This is a genomic window from Streptomyces sp. NPDC030799 (assembly GCF_055572255.1).
The window spans coordinates 644,519-661,008 of the sequence record NZ_JBVIDS010000003.1 but is presented as its reverse complement, the minus strand read 5'-3'; the positions used below and the strand labels follow the sequence as shown (position 1 = coordinate 661,008).

Here is a 16,490-nt window from a genome sequence, read left to right as displayed (position 1 = left end):
CATGTCGATCACCAACGGGGAATCCGACGCCCGCCTGGCCCTCACCGCGGCCCAGGCGGGCGCAGCCGTGGTCCGTGACCTCTACGGCGGCCGGCTCGCACGCCACGACAAGTCCGCCGGCGACTTCGCGACCGAGGCGGACCTCGCCGCCGAGCGGGCCATCCTGGACGTGCTGCGCGCCGCCCGGCCCGACGACGCCGTGACCGGCGAGGAGAGCGGCCGTTCGGGTGCCGCCGACGCCCGCCGCCGCTGGCTCGTCGACCCGCTGTGCGGCACCCTGAACTACGCGGTGCAAAACATGCTCGTCGGCGTGAACGTCGCCCTGCGGGAGGGGAACCGGGTCACGGCCGCCGCGACCGCCGACCCGTTCAGCGGCGAGGTGTTCTGGACCGACGGCGAGGCCGCCCGCCTCCGCAGGGACGGCGCGGACGAGCGGCTGACGCCGTCGGCCGGGTCCGCGCTGGTGGACATGAACCTCGACCCGCCGTTCCCCAACGCGCCCGGGTTCCAGGCGGCCCGGCTCCTCGCCGACCCGGGCTTCGCCGGACGCTTCCGGCCTCGGGTGATCTCCAGCACCCTCGCCGTGGCCTGGGTCGCCGCGGGCCGCAGGGCCGCCTACGTCACCGACGGCGACCTGCGCGACAGCGTGCACTTCGCGGCGGGCATCGCCCTGTGCCAGGCCGCCGGCTGCATCGTGACCGGACTGTACGGCGAACCCGTGCTCACCGGCGCGTCAGGACTGATCGCCGCGGCCGACCCGGAGACCCACACCGCACTGCTGGAGCTCGTCGAAAAACAAGGCTCCGGCGTGAGTTGACGGTGGTCTCGACGTACGCCGCGCCGTCTGATGTGATGCCGGCATGACGTCGGCCCACGACCTCGGCACCCGCCTCGGCCGGGCCCTGGACACCCGCCCGCAGACGCTGCGCGCATGCGCGCAGGACTTCGGGCACATCGTGCGGACCACGCCGCTCGGTGTCCTGCGCCCGCAGTCCGCCGCCGAGATCCAGGACCTGCTGGAGTGCGCCGGACCCCGGGGCATCCCGGTGAGTGTGCGCGGCGGTGGCCACTCCCTGTACGGCCAGGGACAGGCGGACGGCGGGATCGTGCTCGACCTGCGGGCGATGAACCGGGTCGGTCCCGTGACGGACGGGCAAGTGACCGTACAGGCAGGCGCGTTGTGGCGGGAGGTGCTGGCCGCCACCCTGCCGTACGGCCGTGCCCCGGCGGTCCTCACCGACTACCTCGGCGCGGGCGTCGGCGGTGTCCTGTCGGCGGGCGGACTCGGCGGCGCGACGCACCGGCACGGCCTGGTCGCGGACCAGGTCCTGGAGCTGGAGGTGGTGACCGGAGCGGGGGAGCACCGGGTCTGCTCACCCGACCGGGACCCCGACCTGTTTCACGCCGTGCTCGCCGGTCTCGGCCAGTGCGCCGTCATCGTGGCCGCCACCCTGCGTCTGGTCCCCGCGCCCGACCGGGTGCGCCGCTACTGCCTGTACTACGCCGACCTCGCCCGCTGCCTCGCCGACCAGCGCCGGCTCGCCGAGGAGCAGCGTTTCACCTACCTGGAGGGCCAGGCACGGCCGATCGGGGAGCGCCACTGGCAGTACATGATCGAGGCCGTGGCCCCGCACGACGGCCCGTACCCGCCCGACGACAGCACCCTGCTCGCCGGGCTCTCGCACGATCCCGGCGCCCTGGAGGCGGAGGATCTCGGATACGGGGAGTTCGCGCATCGCGTGGACACGGACGAGGAGGTCCTGCGGGCGACGGGGGAGTGGCTGCACCCGCACCCCTGGCTCAATCTGCTGCTGCCGCACGACAGCGCCGAGGCCGTCGTCCGCGCCGTACTGGCCGACCCCGCCTTCGGTGACCTGCGGGACACCGGTCTCGTCCTGCTGTACCCGGTGCTCTCCAGCCGGTTGCGCGCCCCCTCCTTCCGCCGCCCGTCCGGTGAAGTCCTGTACGTTTTCGCCCTGTTGCGCACGGCTCCGCCCGACAGCCCGGAGACGGTCGCGGCGATGGTGGCCGCCAACCGTACCGCGTACGAACGGGCCCGGTCCCGGGGCGCCCTCGCCTACCCCGTCAACGCCCTGCCCCTGGCGGACTCCGACTGGCGGGACCACTACGGCGACCGCTGGCCGGTCTTCGCCGAGGCCAAGCACCGCCACGATCCTCATCTCGTCCTGGCGCGCGGACACGGCATGCGGTTCTGACGTCATGGCTTGAATCAAAGCGTGAACCAAGTGGCGCGGGATCCGGGGTTTCGAGCAGGCGACCAGTGCAACACGGTCGGTACGACCGACCGGCTCAGGAGGACCGCCATGGACCACTCGCGCGCGCCCGTACTGGAAGCTCTGCAGGAGTTCCGGCGGCGAGGAGACGTGGTGTTCGGGCCGCCGGGACACAAACAGGGCCGCGGCACCGACCCCCGGGTCGCCGACGTCCTCGGCATCGACGTCTTCCGCTCGGACGTACTGACCCTCAACGGCCTGGACGACCGCCGGCAGTCCCAGGGCGTGCTGGAACAGGCGCAGGAGCTGATGGCCGACGCGGTCGGCGCCGAGCACGCCTTCTTCTCCACCTGCGGCAGCTCCCTGTCCGTGAAGACCGCCATGTGCTCGGTCGCGGGCCCGGGGGAGAAGCTGCTGCTGTCCCGCAACGCGCACAAGTCGGTCATCGCCGCGGTGATCATCAACGGTGTGGAGCCGATCTGGGTCCACCCGAAGTTCGACGCCGAGCGGCACATGGCCCATCCTCCGGAGCCCGACGACGTCCGCGACCGGCTGCGCGAGCACCCCGACGCCAAGGGCATGCTGCTGATCACACCCACCGACTGGGGCACCTGCGCCGACATCCGCGGCGTCGCCGACGCCTGCCACGCCTACGACGTACCGCTGATCGTGGACGAGGCCTGGGGTGCCCATCTGCCCTTCCACCCGGCCCTCCCGTCCTGGGGCATGGACGCCGACGCCGACCTGGTCGTCACCAGCGTCCACAAGATGGGCGGCGCCATCGAGCAGAGCTCGGTGTTCCACCTCCAGCACGACCGGGTGGCACCCGAGGTGCTCAAGCAGCGCGAGGACCTGCTCGGCACCACCAGCGCCTCCTGTCTGGTGTACGGCGCCCTGGACGGCTGGCGGCGGCAGATGGCCGAGCAGGGCCACGAGCTGCTGGAGCGGGCCGTCCACCGGGCCGAGCGGATCCGGGCGGCCCTGCGCGAACTGCCGGGGCTGCGGGTGATGGGCGGCGAGGTCGTCGAGGAGGGCCTCGCGGCCGAGTTCGACCCGATGAAGATCGTCATCGATGTCCGGGACCTCGGCATCAGCGGTATGCAGGCGGCCGAATGGCTGAGGGCCGACCGGCATGTCGACGTGGGCGGCTCGGACACCTGCCGGATCAGCGCCTCCATCACCCACGCCGACGACGACGAGACCGAGAAGATCCTGCTGGACTCCATGCGCTCCCTGGTGGAGAACGCCGGTGCGATGGAGCGGCGGCCCGCCGTGCGCCTGCCCGAGCCGCGCGCACTCGAACTCGAACAGGCCGTCCTGCCGCGCGAGGCGTTCTTCGGGCCCGCCGAACAGGTTCCCGCCGAACGCGCCGTGGGCCGGATCGCCGCCGAGATGATCAGCCCCTATCCGCCCGGCGTGCCCGTGGTGGCGCCCGGTGAGGTGATCACGCAGGAGGTGCTGGAGTACCTGCGCAGCGGCGTGGAGCACGGCTTCCTCATCGCGGACGCGGCGGACCCGTCACTGAAGACCATCCGGGTCACGGCCCACCCGTGACCGGGCCTCCCGAACTGCGGGGGCCGGGGGCAGCGCCTAAGGTGGCGGTGCGGGCGGCCGGGTGCTTGCCTGCTCGGGTCAAGAAACCGGCCCTCCTGACGAAGACACCCTCGGCAGGGGGCCCTTGGCCCTGCTCGACAGTCCCCGGGTCCGGATGGACGCGTCCGGCGGGCCAGCCGTCCCGGCTACTCGATGGGAGACGGCCCGACTTCACCCCGACCGGAAATCCTCCGTGATTGCCGGTTTCGGGCGCACCGGCCCGGGGACCTCGGTACGAGGCCGTGCCGACCCCGTTTCCCCTGATGTTGTGGTGTTGCCGGCCGTATGCCCGGGTGTGGCCAGCGCGTGTCGGACACCCGCCTCGCCGGTGCCGGGCCCGCCCCCGTGACCAGCGAAGGAATGGTGGAGATGAGCGAGACGAACCCCCTGAAGCGAGCGGCGGACAAGGTGGCGGACGCCCTGCAGGGTGACGGTGCGGGCCCGGAGGAGGGCATACCCGGCAAACCCGGCCCCCGCACGCCGTCGGTCGCCGAGCCGGCCGAACCCCATGAGCCGTTCCCGCCCAAGCCCGACCAGACCGGCCCCGCCACCGTCTCACCCACCGGCCTGCCCACCGGCGCCGACCAGGCCCGGATGGCGCAGAGCGGCAGCCATCTGACCACCGCCCAGGGCACCCGGCTGTACGACACGGACCACTCGCTCAAGGCGGGACCCCGTGGCCCCGTGCTCCTGCAGGACCACCACCTGCGGGAAAAGATCATGCACTTCGACCACGAACGCATCCCCGAGCGCGTGGTCCACGCCCGCGGCGCCGCAGCGCACGGCGTCTTCCGCAGCTATGGCACGGCCGCGAACGTGACGAAGGCGGCCTTTCTCGCCGAGGGCGTCGAGACCCCGGTGTTCGTCCGCTTCTCCACCGTGCTCGGCTCCCGGGGCTCCGCCGACACCGTCCGGGACACCCGCGGTTTCGCGACGAAGTTCTACACCAGCGAGGGCGTCTTCGACCTGGTCGGCAACAACATCCCCGTCTTCTTCATCCAGGACGCGATCAAGTTCCCGGATGTCGTGCACGCCGCCAAACCCCACCCCGACCGGGAGATCCCGCAGGCACAGAGCGCCCACGACACCTTCTGGGACTTCGTCACGCTGCACACCGAGGCCACCCACCACACCCTGTGGAACATGTCCGACCGGGGCATCCCGCGCTCGTACCGCACGATGGAGGGCTTCGGGATCCACACCTTCCGCCTGGTCGACGCCGCCGGCGGGACGACGCTGGTGAAGTTCCACTGGAAGCCGAAGCTGGGCGTGCACTCGCTGGTGTGGGAGGAGGCACAGATCATCAACGGTGTCGACCCGGACTTCCACCGCCGGGACCTCGCCGACGCGATCGAGGCGGGCGCCCACCCGCAGTGGGAGTTCGGCATCCAGACCTTCCCCGACACCCCCGACCAGACCTTCGAGGGCATCGACCTTCTGGACCCGACGAACATCGTCCCGGAGGAACTCGCCCCCGTGCAGCCCATCGGACTGCTCACCCTCGACCGCAACCCCTCCAACTTCTTCGCCGAGACCGAGCAGGTCGCCTTCCACCCCGGCCATCTCGTGCCCGGCATCGACATCACCGACGACCCGCTGCTGTCCGGTCGCCTGTTCTCCTACCTCGACACCCAGATCACCCGCCTCGGCGGCCCCAACTTCGCGCAGATCCCGGTCAACCGGCCGCACGCACCCGTCAACGACATGCTGCGCGACGGCATGCACCAGACCGCCGTGCACCGGGGCGCGGCCCCCTACCGGCCCAACTCCCTCGACGGCGGCTGCCCCTTCACGGCCGGCGCGGACGCGGGCGCGTACGTCGAGGCTCCGGTACGGGTCCCGGAGGCGACGAAGGTCCGCGAGGCGCCGGCGTCGTTCGACGACCACTTCAGCCAGCCGCGCCGGTTCTGGCTCAGCATGAGCCCGGTGGAACGCGAGCACATCATCGGCGCCTACACCTTCGAACTCGCCAAGTGCTACGAACAGGCCATCCGGGAGCGGGCGTTGCAGGTACTGGCGAACATCGACCCGGAGCTGTGCGCGGGCGTCGCCGGCGGTCTCGGCCTGCCCGCCCCGCAGCCCACCGTGCCCCTGGCCGACGTCGCGCCCAGCCCCGCCCTGTCCCAGGTCGGACACACCTGGCCCACCGACGGCCGGATCATCGGCATCGTCACCGGCCCCGACGGCGACCTGGACGGCGTACGGGCCGTACGCCAGGAGGTGCTGGACGGCGGCATGGTCCCGCTGGTCGTCGCACCGACCGGCGGCACCCTCGGCTCCGGCACGGACGCGGTGGGCGTCCAGCGCACCTACGCCACGGCACGGTCCGTGGAGTTCGACGCGCTGCTGGTGGCCGGCACCCCCGGCGTCGGCGCCGACGCCTACGGCGCCCGGGACGCCAAGGCGGGCCTGCCGACCGCCCAGGACGGCACCCCCGATCCGCGGGTGGGGCTGCTGCTGGCGGAGGCGTACCGGCACGGCAAGGCCATCGGCGCCACCAAGGGCGCGCAGAGCGTGCTGGAGGCGGCCGGCATCCCCGTCGACGCGCCCGGTGTGATCGCCGGCGACGGCGCCACGACCGTCCTGCAGCAGCTCACCCGACTGCTCGGCTCGCACCGGGTGTGGGACCGCTTCCCGTCCTCCGCCTGACCGGCCGCCGCCAAGCGGTCGGGGCCTTGCCCTCCGGGGCCGGGGACCCGGCCGCCGGCGCCGCCGGTTCAGGTCCGGGTGCGACAGAGCAGCAGACAGATGTCGTCGTCGTGTTCGGAGTCGTACAGCATCGGCTTCAGCAGCGTGTCGGCCGCGGTCTCCAGGTCCTCCAGCTCCACCGCGGCCAGCGCGCCCATGGCCCGCGCCAGCCGCTCTATGCCCGCGTCGATCCCGGCGGACCGCCGCTCGACCAGCCCGTCCGTGTACAGCGCGAGCGTCGAGCCCGCGGGCAGCTCCACGGTGTGCTCCTCGTACTCGAAGGGCACCGGGACGCCCAGCATGATCCCCGGCCTGGCCTCCAGCACCCGCACCTCGCCCTCCGGGCCGCGCACGACGGCCGGCGGATGCCCGGCAGCCGCGCACACCACCCGGGGATCCCCGGGCGTGAACCGGGCGATGGCACAGGTGGCGTACAGCTCCGGCTGCTGGTGGCGGAGCATCCGGTGCAGCAGCGTGAGGATACGCGCGGGCCCGTTGCCCTCGACGGCGTACGCGCGCAGGGCGGTGCGCAACTGGCCCATGATGACCGCCGCCCGCAGTCCGTGCCCCGTGACATCCCCTATCACCGCCAGCACACTTCCGTCGGGCTGCGGGAAGGCGTCGTACCAGTCGCCGCCGATGTTCATCCCGTGCGTGGCCGGCAGATAACGCGCGGCCAGCGCGAGGCCCGGCGTGGCCGGCAGGTCGGTGAGCTGGGCGCGCTGCAGTTCCTCGGCGACATTGCGGTGCTGCTGGTACTGGCGGGCGTTGTCCAGCGCGATGCCCGCCCGCCGGGCCAGCTCGACCAGCATCACCGTGGTGTCCGGGTCGAAACGGTCACCGTGCGCGGCCAGGGTCAGCACACCTTGAACCGCGCGCACGCCGAGCGGCAGACACAGCAGCGGACGGTCCGGGGACAGCGCCGAGGCCGGCAGGTCGTCCACGCCCGGCAGGCCGCCCGGCCGCGGGCCCGCGTGCTGGGGCCGGCCGGTGCGGGCCGCCGTCACCGAAGCCGCCGCCCGCTCGGCCGGGGGCGTCCGCTCGTCGTCCACGAGCCAGACGTCGACATGCCGGGCGTACTCCGGGACCAGCAGCTCCGGCAGCCGGCGCAGGATGTCCTCGTGGTCCAGCGAGGCGTTCAGAGCGGCGCTGGCATCGGCGAGGAAGGTCAGCTGCCGCCGGGCGTTCTCCGCCTCCGCGCGGGCGGCCCGCTCGGCGTCGAGCAGCTCCCGCTGGGCCAGCGCCGCCGCCTCCAGCTCGGCGTGCAGGGCGAGCACACCCTGGTTGGTCTGGTGCAGCTCCTCCCGATGGAAGCGGATCAGCTGCTCCGTCTCCGCCAGGTGCGCGAGAACGGCGGACGCGTCCTCGTCGGCGTCCAGGAGGGCCTCGGCGAGCCGCGCGTCGTCGAAGCCGGCCGGCCGGGGCAGCGGTCCGCTGACGGGGACGGGGCAGACGAGGGCGCCCTGCCACGGCTCGGACCCGCGCAGCAGCACGTGCAGGGTGCCGTCGGCGTGGGCGGTCACGGTCAGCTGCACGCGGGCCCCGTCCCGGCAGGGCCGCAGCCGGGTGCCGAGCGCGGCCAGGAAACGCGTGCGGTCCAGCGCGGGCACCTCGGCGTCCGCGGTGAGCCGCGCCAGCAGGGCACGGGCGCGGGCCGCGTCGGTGGCGGAGGCCAGTGTCCAGGTGTCAGAGACGGCTGTCATGGGTGCTGGTCCGGCGGTCGGGGGCCAGTACGGCCACGGTGGTGTCGTCGCGTACGGGGCGGGCGGGGCTGCTCGCGTCGCGCAGGACGGCCGCGGCCAGCACCGCCGGATCCTGGCCGAGCAGCCGGGGATCGTCCGGCGGCGTCCACCGGCTGGGCAGCCCGTCACTGTGCACCACGAGCACACTGTCCGGATGCCACGGCATCCTGCGCACGGGGATGTGCGCCGGGAAGTACGCCCCGACGATCCCCGGACGGGAGAGGAGGGACGCCCAGCCCTCCCCGGTACGCAGCCGGGCGCCGGCGTTGCCGATGCCGGCGAAGCCGAGTTCCGCGCGTTCCGTGTCCAGCTGGGCCACGGCGACCGCCGCGCCGCGGGTCGGCCGCAGCGCCATGTGCAGCCGGCGCAGGATCTCGACGGGCGGCAGGTGTGCGGCCCGGTGCAGCTCCGCCACCGCGGTGGTGGACGCGTGCGCGGCTTTGGGGCCGTGCCCGAGACCGTCCGCGAGGAGCAGGGTCAGCAGGGCGCCGGAACGCACCCAGCTCCAGGCGTCACCGCACTGCCCGGCCTCGGCCAGCGAGACGCAGATCCCACCCGCCGGTGCCTGCGCCGCGGGCGTCCCGCGCCTGGGGGGCTCCGCGTCGAACCGGGCCGTCGCCACCGTGCCGCGGCCCGGCGCGCTGTACAGATGGAAGGCGTCGGCGCTGCGCAGACAGCTGCCCAGACCGGCGCCGAGGGAGACCCCGGCGGTGGTGTAGCCGTCCCGCAGCGCCGCGGGGACATCGGCGATACCCGGCCCGTGGTCGAGCGAGAAGAGCTGCACCGACACACCCGGGCCGCCGGCCGGCGGCCCGACGAGATTGACCACCATGCGGCCGCCGCCCGCGTGCCTGAGCAGATTGGTGGCCAGCTCGGTGCTGACGAGTTCGGCGGCCGCGGTCCGCCGCGGGCCGAGGCCCGCCTGCACGCACGCCTCCCGGGCGGCCGTCCGGGCATCGCGTACCCGCGTGGAGTCGCCCACCGGTACCTCCCACACCCGGCTCATCCCGCCCCCGGACGCGACGCGGGAACCTGCGTCACCCAGGCGACGGCCGTGACGGTGGTGCCCCGGCCCGGCTCGGTGTCCACGGAGAACTCGTGCACCAGCCGCTTGGCGCCGCTCAGGCCGAGGCCGAGACCGCCTCCGGTGGTGTAGCCGTCGGTCATGGCCAGCTCCAGGTCGCGGATGCCCGGGCCGCTGTCGGTGAAGCACATCCTCAGGCCCCGGCTGCGGCCGTTGTCCAGCGGAGTGATCTCCGCCCGGCCGCCGCCGCCGTGCACCAGCGTGTTGCGGGCCAGTTCGCTCGCCGCCGTGACCAGCTTGGTCTGCTGGACGAGCCCGAAGCCGAGCTGGGCCGCGCACCGCCGCACCTGCTGCCGCACCCAGGCCAGATCCGCGTCCGAGCCGATGGGCAGGCTGGTCGCGGACGTCTGGCCGGGCGCCTTCATCACGTCCCCCTCCGGGCCAGCAGTTCCAGGGCGCGGTCGACGTCGAGCGCGGTGACCAGACCGGGCAGGGCGAGCCCCAGCTCCACGAGCGTGATCGCCACGGCGGGCCGCATGCCGGCCAGGACCGTACGGGCCGCCAGCAGCCGGGCCGTGGAGGCGATCTCGGCCAGCACCCGGCCGAGGAACGAGTCGACGACGTCCACCCCGGAGATGTCGAGCACCACACCGGTCACCCGGCTGGTGGCGATGCGGCTGGTGATGTCCTGCTGCAGCTGTTCGGCCATACCGTCGTGCAGCTCGCCCTGGAGCGAGACGAGCAGGACGTCGCCCAGCGCCAGCACCGGGACCTGGGCCGGCTGACCGGGAGTGGGCTGGTTCACCGCGCGCTCGCACCCGCGTCCGCACGGGAGACCTCGATGCCCTGCCGACCCAGTGCGTAGGCGAGGGCGTCGGCCAGCGAGGCGCGGGTGAGCACCGAGCCGAGGTCGATGCCCAGCTGCACGATCGTCTGCGCGATGGCCGGACGGATGCCGGAGACGATGCACTCGGCGCCCATCAGCCGCGCGGCGGCCACCGTCTTCATCAGATGCTGGGCGACGAGCGAGTCGACCGTGGGCACACCGGTGATGTCCAGGATGGCGAACCGGGCCCGCTGCTCGACGATGGCCTCCAGCAGCGACTCCATGACGACCTGGCTGCGGGCGCTGTCCAGCGTCCCGATCAGCGGGACCGCCACCGTGCCCTCCCACAGTTTGATGACCGGGGTGGCGACTTCGAGCAGCTGCTGCCGCTGCCGCTCGATCAGCTCCGTGTTCGCGTCCAGCGCCGTCTCCATCACCACCAGGCGCAGCGTGCCCAGCAGCAGGGTCAGCGCCAGTACGCTCTCCTGGGCCTGCGGGGCGGCGGCATCGGGGAACTCCTCGCGCAGCAGCTCCACGGCAGGCACACGCAGTCCGGCCACCTCGTCGGCGATCTGGGACGGGGTCGAGCCGCTGAGGGTCCTGGTCTGGGTCATGCGTCCCAACTGGTCGCGCACCGGATGGAAGCCCGGTGCCGTGATGTCCTCCAGTCGTCCGCTCACCGCCACTTCGGACAGGGAGTCCACGACGGCCTTGCACGCCTCCACCGCCTCGTCGCGGGAGACGGTGAAGACCGAGCGGAACAAGGGCGCGTCGGCCCAGCGCTGGGCGATCTGCTCCCGGCGCCGCTCCAGGAAGGAACTCACCACCTGTGGCGCCGATTCGGCCATGTCCTGCTCGGGCACTCTCCTCGTCTCCTTTTCCACGCCGATGCAACTCTCCTGGCCCTGACGGTCACTTGCCGTCAAGGGCGTCAAGCGGTGCCGGCCCGGCGGCGGATGCCACCGGGCCGGTGCCGATGGGCCGACTACCCCGAATCCCGCCGGACTCTCCTGGCTGTTGCCGACGTCACCCGTGCGTGCGACCCGGCCGGGACCTCAGGAAGGACCCGGGACGGGCTGACCGGGGCGGCGGAACAGCGCGGAGCCCGCCGGTCGCTGCCGCAGGGCGCGGTGGAAGGCCGCGTCGGGGAAGCCCGGATCCCGTCCGGCCGGCGGGGAAGCAGAGGAGAGCGAGGTGCCCGCCGGGGGCCGGCACGCCCTCCGGCAGTGCGTGACGGCTGACGCGGCGGTGCGGCGGCAGATGAGGGAAGCGGCCGGACGTAGGGGTGCGGAGGGCGGACCCGCCCTCCCAGGCGTCTCCGACAGCCCAGGGGACCTGCTCAGTCCCGTGCCGCGGCCGGTGCCTCGCCGCGTGCCTCCACCTGGTCCGGCTGGGGCGTGGGGCGGCGTCGGCGCAGCAGCAGACGTCTCGCCGGGCACTCCACCGCCTCGTACAGGACCCAGGACAGTCCGAGCGCAATGGCGAACGCGACCGTGGTGACGGCCAGTCCCGCGAGCAGCCCGAAGTGCGGCTTCGTCCCGAGCAGGTGGGTGCCGGCGCGCAGCACGAGCAGATGGACCATGTAGAAGGCGAACGACAGTTCACCGAGCCGTACCAGCCGCCGGCGCCGCCACAGTGAGGGCAGCCCCTGGATGTCCGCGACCGCCGCGGCCGGAATGAGCAGCGTGAACCCGACGATGGTGCACACGGTGGCGGAATAACCGGGCGTGACCTGCGGGACGAGGAAGTAACCGATGATCGCCAGGGCGAGCGAGGCCTCCAGACCGGGCCCGCGCCACCGGCCGAGCAGCACCAGCCGCGCGCTGACCGCGCCGAGGACGAACTCCGGCAGCCGGGCCGCCGGGAAGGAGTACAGCGCGTACGTCCACCAGTGGTGCGCGTCCGCCCAGGCCAGCACCATGATCGCCGCCAGCGACAGGGTGCCCAGCGCGGCCGAACCGCGCGCGCCGAGCCGACGGAGCAGCAGGAAGAGCAGGGGGAAGGAGGCGTAGAAGAACGCCTCGCAGGCAAGGGACCAGCTGACCGGGTTCAGCGTCTGCCACCAGGGGCGCCACCAGGAGTGGAGCAGCAAGAGGTTGGACACGGCCTGTTTCGGCTGCGGCCTCGGCTCGTGTGCCAGCGAGTACGCCATGACGAGGGCGACCGCCAGGGTGACCAGGTGCACCGGGTAGATGCGCGCGATACGCCGCCGCCAGAAGGCGAGCGCGCGGTCGCGGGGCCGCGCCGACCAGGTCAGTACGAAGCCGGACAGTACGAAGAAGAAGGACACCCCGGTGGCACCGGCACCGAAGCCCCAGGTCACGAGGCGGCCGCTGGTGCCTCCGAAGTAGCCGAAGTTGTTCACGTGCAGTCCGAACACGAGGAGCGCCGCCATCCACCGCAGCCCCGTCAGGGACGGCAGTGAGGGCATGGCGGCGGCCGGGGAATCCCTGGCGGTCGTCTCGCCGGTACGGGCGGGCGGCGTCGTCCGGAACGCCCGGGTCGTCGCCGTGGTCATCGAATCACCTGCCGGAGAGGATTGGCGTGGGGCATGAAGGGGTATCTTGCCCGTTCACCTCTGGTCCATCACGTCACATGGCAAACATCACACTCGTTGCCGAACGACGGACCCTCCCGGATGCCACGGACGGTCGGGCCGGGTGCACCCGTACGAGTGCGCACTTCACACCGATTTGATCGGCCGTCAGCCCACTGGACGAACCGGGTGACCACATCCCTAGAGGCCACCGGACCGGCGGCCCACCGGCAGTGACCTCGGATCGTCAACTGAGCTCGCTCCGCGGCGACTTGCAGCAGCGGCCGGGGCAGGGTCATGATTTACCGCTGAGCCGAGTGATGGTCAGTCAAGCCGCTGCGTCGGCAAGCGCGTTGACGAGCCGATCCCGAGTCATCCTCGATCTGCCGGGTACGCCGGCGGCGCTCGCGCGTTCGTACAGCTCGGCCTTCGACAGAGACGCCCGGCTCATCGGCCTTCTTCCTGCCGGAGGCCTGTTTCCCGCCGCCCTTGCGGCCCCGGGACCGGCTCTGCCCGACGCTCCGGCTGTCGGGGCACTGGTCCTGCCGCACGCCGGGGTGCGAGGCACCTTCCTCGTCGGCGGGCTGCTGACCGTCGACAAGGGCGGTGACCGGCCCGAAGGTCAGGACACCGGTCCGGATCGGTCTCGCCATCGCTCCTCGCCTCCTGTCCAGGGGGCCGTCCGTCATCTGCCACCTGGTGGCCGGCCGGTGTGCCCGGCCAGGGGACGTGTGGTCCGCCCCGGGCCGGCCAGTCGCTCCGCCTCGGCCGCGGTGGTCTCGGCGTGCCGCCGGGCCTGCCGTACGGCGCGGTCGGTCTGCCGGGCCCGGTCCCGTGCCGCCTGCTCGTCCGTACGCGCCTGCCGCTGCTCCTCCTCGGCGTCGCGCAGCTCCGCGCGCAGCTCACGCACCCGCTGCTCCGCCACGGCGACCCGGTCGCCGGCCTGCTCCGCCTCCCGTTCGGCGGCCCGGGCCTCCGCCTCGCAGCCGCGCAGGCTCCGCTCGGCGTCGCGGGCGGCTCTGCGGGCCTCGTCGAGACGGCGCCGGTGTGCCGGCTCGTCCTCGCGCTCCTCCGCCTTGCCGCGCTTCCTCCCCGCCGTCCCGCGAGCGCCCTCCACTTCCTTCTCGGCGCGCCGCTTCGCTCCGGTCGCCGGCGGGGCGGCGGGACGGCGTTCGAGGACCCCCGCGTCGGTTTCCGGGAACCCGAACGCGGAGCTGAGAGGCTTCACCAGCCGTCCCGCGGCCCATTCCCCGGCGGCCTCCGGATCGGCGAGCACGGCGTGCAGGGTCTCCTCGACCTCGCGCTGGACGCTCTCGCCCACCGGACGTCCGGCCTGCGCCGCCAGCCGCCGGGCCTGCCGCCCGAGCGCGCCGATCACCTCACTCTGCCGACGGGCGAGCTTGCGCAGCTGCGGACCGTCCAGTTCACGGTGGGCCCGGCGGAGTTCCTCGCCGAGGGTCAGCAAGGACTCGACCTCCTCCCGCTGCCGACGTACGAGCAGATTGCTGACCCAGGCTCCCAGGCTCGGCCTCCGCAACGCACCGATCTGCTTGGCGAGGGCCGGGTCACCGGCCTTGCGGGCATCCAGGGCGCGGCGATCGCGGGCGGCGACGAAGTCCTCCGGCCGCAGCCCGTACAGCTCGTCGGCGACGGCGTCCAGGTCCACCAGCGTCCCTCTCGACGGCCACCTCGGGGTGAGAGTCCGAGTTTCTCACTCATGGGGGTTTTGTGATGAATAGGGTGCTTCATCCGCGCGCGGCGGGGCGATGAGGAATGCGAGGCGGGGGGCGGGGAACGGCGCGACTTTTGATGCCGGCCCCCTCCCCTTCGGCGCCGGGAAGATCACCCTTCGGTCCCTCGCCGTAGACCGTCGGCGGACGGTGCGGGGGCGGCCGGGCCCGGCAGGGTGACCGTATGCAGAGGAGCGAGGGGATCAAGCGTGCACAGTTCCTGGCCGGCATGGCGTCCGCCGGCCTGGCCGCGACCGTGCTGCCGTCGGGCGAGGCCCGCGCCGCGCAGGGCGGACCGCGCCGGGGGCTGCGCCAGGGACTGCGCCACCACGGGGTCGTGTACACCGTGGGTGCGGGGGAGACGCCGGGTACGGCCTTCAGCGCGGCCCGGATGCGCAAGGACATCCGGGTCATCCGCGACGAGTTGCACGCCGACACCGTCGATGTGACGGGTGACGGGTGACGGGGTGGAACGGCTCACGGCCACCGCCGCCGAGGCGGCCGAGCGGGGGCTGGGTGTCTGGCTCCAGCCGACTCTCGCAGACGCCCCGGAACGGGACATCCTGGAACACCTGGCCGAGACCGGCCGGTTCGCGGAGCGGCTGCGACGGCACGGTGCGGCCGTGGACCTCAGTGTGGGCTGCGAGTTCTGGCTGTTCGTGCCCGGGATCGTGCCCGGCGACACCGTCTTCGAACGCATCCGGAACCTGCTCGACGGCAAGGTGGACCCGGTCGCGATGCAGCGCCGCCTGGACCGGTTCACGGCGAAGGCGGCCGCGGTCGGGCGCTCCGTCTTCCACGGCCGGCTGAGCTACGCCGCCGCGCAGGAGGACAAGGTCGACTGGCGCCTCTTCGACATCGTGGGCATCGACTACTACTCGTACTTTCCTCACCGGGCCGACTACACAAGGCAGTTGAGCCGCTATCTGCGCTGGGGCAAACCGCTGGCCATCACCGAGTTCGGCACCTGCGCCTACGTCGGGGCGCCCCGGACCGACGGCATGGGCTGGGACGTCGTCGACAACGCCAAGAAGCCCCCGGAGATCAAGGGCGACCTGGTCCGCAGCGAGCGCACCCAGGCGGCCTACCTGATGCAGCTGCTCGACGCCTTCTCCTCGATGAACCTGTACGCGGCGATGGCCTTCGAGTTCGTGACTCCTGACGCCCCGCACCGCCCGGGCGACCTTCGCCACGATCTCGACCTGGCGAGCTACGCCATCACCAAGACCCTCAAGGACCGCCCGGACGACCCCGCCTCGGGCTGGCACTGGGAGCCGAAGGAGGCCTTCCACGCCCTGGCCCGCCGCTACCGGTACGCCCGAGCCGGACACGCGGACGTCCGCTGATCCGCCTCCGGCCGCCCGTCGGTGACCACCACCGCGGCTCACCCGTTCGGAGGATCGACCGGCTTGCCGCGCGGTCGTCGCCGACACGGGGCCACATGATGCGGGCATGTCCCGGACGCACCCGCCGGCCCGCTCCGCTGCCGATCGCCGTACCGCCCGCTCCGATCGCAGTACCGCCCGCTCCCTCACTGCGAGGGCAAACGCGAAGGCAAACGTCCGGGCGGGCGCGGGAGAGGACGCGGAGATGGCCGGCAGGCGTCGTGACACGACCAAAATTGCATCGTTCGTTTTCTTGAACCCCTCGTGTTTATGAGGGTAGGTTCGCCCTCATGACCGCCTCCCCGCCCCCGACCACCGCCGAGGAGCTCCGCGGTGCCGGCCTGCGCGTGACGGCAGCCCGCGTCGCGCTGCTGGAGACCGTCCGGGCGGGCGACCACCTCGGCGTCGAGGCGATCGCCTCCGGGGTACGCGACCGCGTGGGCCACATCTCCCTGCAAGCCGTCTACGAGGCCCTTCACGCACTCACCGCGGCGGGTCTGGTCCGCCGTATCGAGCCGGCCGGTCACCCCGCCCGGTACGAGGGACGCGTGGGGGACAACCACCACCACATCGTGTGCCGGTCCTGCGGTGCCGTCGCCGACGTCGACTGCGCGGTCGGCGACGCGCCCTGTCTGACCGCCTCCGACCCCCGCGGCTTCGCCATCGACGAGGCCGAGGTCGTCTACTGGGGCACCTGCCCCGACTGTTCCACCGGCCGCAGTTCCTGAGCAC

Annotated in this window: 12 protein-coding genes and 1 pseudogene; 6 read left to right on the top strand and 7 right to left on the bottom strand. The window is 73.0% G+C overall.

Annotated elements, in window-relative coordinates; genetic code table 11:
- Position 1: 1 nt before the first annotated feature.
- The 4 genes from ACZ41I_RS10485 to ACZ41I_RS10470 all read left to right on the top strand — a co-directional run bounded on the left by ACZ41I_RS10485 (position 2) and on the right by ACZ41I_RS10470 (position 6,476).
- Positions 2-817, top strand: coding sequence for an inositol monophosphatase family protein (locus ACZ41I_RS10485; RefSeq protein WP_468513807.1), 816 nt, complete (start codon positions 2-4; stop codon positions 815-817).
- 43 nt (positions 818-860) lie between these two features.
- Entirely contained in the window at positions 861-2,216 is a 1,356-nt protein-coding gene (locus ACZ41I_RS10480; RefSeq protein WP_468513806.1) for an FAD-binding protein, read from the top strand.
- 108 nt (positions 2,217-2,324) lie between these two features.
- On the top strand, positions 2,325-3,788 hold the full coding sequence (locus ACZ41I_RS10475) for an aminotransferase class I/II-fold pyridoxal phosphate-dependent enzyme (RefSeq protein ID WP_363219447.1): 1,464 nt from the start codon (positions 2,325-2,327) through the stop codon (positions 3,786-3,788).
- Positions 3,789-4,196: 408 nt separating this feature from the next.
- Entirely contained in the window at positions 4,197-6,476 is a 2,280-nt protein-coding gene (locus ACZ41I_RS10470) for a catalase (protein ID WP_468513805.1), read from the top strand.
- A 68-nt stretch (positions 6,477-6,544) separates the two neighbouring features.
- Here ACZ41I_RS10470 and ACZ41I_RS10465 read toward each other — a convergent pair whose 3' ends face one another.
- From ACZ41I_RS10465 to ACZ41I_RS10435, 7 genes are all read right to left on the bottom strand, one after another.
- A complete protein-coding gene (locus tag ACZ41I_RS10465; RefSeq protein ID WP_468513804.1) occupies positions 6,545-8,218 on the bottom strand; it encodes a PP2C family protein-serine/threonine phosphatase in 1,674 nt (557 codons plus the stop codon).
- On the bottom strand, positions 8,202-9,254 hold the full coding sequence (locus ACZ41I_RS10460; protein WP_399769874.1) for a SpoIIE family protein phosphatase: 1,053 nt from the start codon (positions 9,252-9,254) through the stop codon (positions 8,202-8,204). Before ACZ41I_RS10460 ends, ACZ41I_RS10465 begins: the two co-directional genes overlap by 17 nt.
- A 5-nt stretch (positions 9,255-9,259) precedes the next feature.
- Positions 9,260-9,706 (bottom strand): ATP-binding protein, encoded by a 447-nt coding sequence (locus ACZ41I_RS10455; protein ID WP_468513876.1) that lies wholly within the window; start codon positions 9,704-9,706, stop codon positions 9,260-9,262.
- The gene (locus ACZ41I_RS10450; protein WP_468513803.1) at positions 9,706-10,086 is read right to left on the bottom strand and encodes an STAS domain-containing protein; all 381 of its coding nucleotides are present in this window, start codon (positions 10,084-10,086) and stop codon (positions 9,706-9,708) included. Before ACZ41I_RS10450 ends, ACZ41I_RS10455 begins: the two co-directional genes overlap by 1 nt.
- Entirely contained in the window at positions 10,083-10,955 is an 873-nt protein-coding gene (locus tag ACZ41I_RS10445; RefSeq protein ID WP_399769871.1) for an STAS domain-containing protein, read from the bottom strand. Before ACZ41I_RS10445 ends, ACZ41I_RS10450 begins: the two co-directional genes overlap by 4 nt.
- 491 nt (positions 10,956-11,446) lie before the next feature.
- Positions 11,447-12,625: an acyltransferase family protein gene (locus tag ACZ41I_RS10440; protein WP_399769670.1), complete on the bottom strand. Its 1,179-nt coding sequence runs from the start codon at positions 12,623-12,625 to the stop codon at positions 11,447-11,449.
- 703 nt (positions 12,626-13,328) lie between these two features.
- A complete protein-coding gene (locus ACZ41I_RS10435; protein WP_468513802.1) occupies positions 13,329-14,309 on the bottom strand; it encodes a hypothetical protein in 981 nt (326 codons plus the stop codon).
- A 248-nt stretch (positions 14,310-14,557) separates the two neighbouring features.
- On the opposite strand from ACZ41I_RS10435, the pseudogene ACZ41I_RS10430 reads away from it, so the two are divergent.
- Positions 14,558-15,719: pseudogene (locus ACZ41I_RS10430) on the top strand (abortive phage infection protein).
- A 329-nt stretch (positions 15,720-16,048) separates the two neighbouring features.
- Complete coding sequence (locus ACZ41I_RS10425) at positions 16,049-16,486, top strand: Fur family transcriptional regulator (RefSeq protein WP_363220427.1); 438 nt, start codon at positions 16,049-16,051, stop codon at positions 16,484-16,486.
- Positions 16,487-16,490: the final 4 nt, after the last annotated feature.

Coding starts and splice junctions, on each gene's coding strand:
- ACZ41I_RS10485 (WP_468513807.1), top strand. CDS start 2: ATGTCGATCACCAACGGGGAATCCGACGCCCGCCTGGCCCTCACCGCG.
- ACZ41I_RS10480 (WP_468513806.1), top strand. CDS start 861: ATGACGTCGGCCCACGACCTCGGCACCCGCCTCGGCCGGGCCCTGGAC.
- ACZ41I_RS10475 (WP_363219447.1), top strand. CDS start 2,325: ATGGACCACTCGCGCGCGCCCGTACTGGAAGCTCTGCAGGAGTTCCGG.
- ACZ41I_RS10470 (WP_468513805.1), top strand. CDS start 4,197: ATGAGCGAGACGAACCCCCTGAAGCGAGCGGCGGACAAGGTGGCGGAC.
- ACZ41I_RS10465 (WP_468513804.1), bottom strand. CDS start 8,218: ATGACAGCCGTCTCTGACACCTGGACACTGGCCTCCGCCACCGACGCG.
- ACZ41I_RS10455 (WP_468513876.1), bottom strand. CDS start 9,706: ATGAAGGCGCCCGGCCAGACGTCCGCGACCAGCCTGCCCATCGGCTCG.
- ACZ41I_RS10445 (WP_399769871.1), bottom strand. CDS start 10,955: ATGGCCGAATCGGCGCCACAGGTGGTGAGTTCCTTCCTGGAGCGGCGC.
- ACZ41I_RS10440 (WP_399769670.1), bottom strand. CDS start 12,625: ATGACCACGGCGACGACCCGGGCGTTCCGGACGACGCCGCCCGCCCGT.
- ACZ41I_RS10425 (WP_363220427.1), top strand. CDS start 16,049: ATGACCGCCTCCCCGCCCCCGACCACCGCCGAGGAGCTCCGCGGTGCC.